The 677-nt window shown below is 65.9% G+C and carries 1 protein-coding gene; it reads left to right on the top strand.

Annotation, left to right across the window (positions count from 1 at the left end; genetic code table 11):
• On the top strand, positions 1–677 hold a 677-nt coding region (locus ACOTXI_RS24250; RefSeq protein WP_285218890.1), incomplete at both ends, for an AAA family ATPase.

The raw sequence follows: 677 nt of genomic DNA, 5'->3' as shown, positions 1-677 counted from the left end.
GAGGAAGGCGAAGGGCTGGCCGCCAACCTGCTGCGCCGCTACGGCCTGACGCCGCAGGCGCTGCGCCAACAGGTCAGCAAGGTGGTCGGCAAGGGCGCCGAGGATGGCCGCGCTGAGACGCCGACCAACACGCCAGAACTCGACAAGTACTCGCGCGACCTGACCAAGATGGCGCGCGACGGCAAGCTCGACCCGGTGATCGGCCGCGCGCAGGAGATCGAAACCACCATCGAGGTGCTGGCCCGGCGCAAGAAGAACAACCCGGTGCTGATCGGCGAGCCGGGTGTGGGCAAGACCGCCATCGTCGAAGGGCTGGCGCAGCGCATGGTGGCGGGTGAAGTGCCCGAGACCTTGCGCGACAAGCGCCTGGTGGAACTCAACATCAACGCCATGGTGGCCGGCGCCAAATATCGCGGCGAGTTCGAGGAGCGCGTGCAGAAGGTGCTGAAGGAGGTGACCGAGCACCAGGGCGAGCTGATTTTGTTCATCGACGAGGTGCACACCATCGTCGGTGCCGGCCAGGGCGGTGGCGAAGGCGGGCTGGACGTGGCCAACGTGTTCAAACCGATGATGGCGCGCGGTGAACTCAACCTGATCGGCGCCACGACGCTGAACGAGTACCAGAAATACATCGAGAAGGATGCCGCACTGGAGCGGCGCTTCCAGCCGGTGACGGT

Origin of the sequence: Enterobacter cloacae complex sp. BZL2005 (genome assembly GCF_049238885.1) — a bacterium.
GTDB classification, from domain to species: Bacteria; Pseudomonadota; Gammaproteobacteria; order Enterobacterales; family Enterobacteriaceae; genus Enterobacter; species Enterobacter roggenkampii.
The sequence above is the reverse complement of the archived record's forward strand: the minus strand, read 5'-3'. Positions and strand labels throughout refer to the sequence as shown.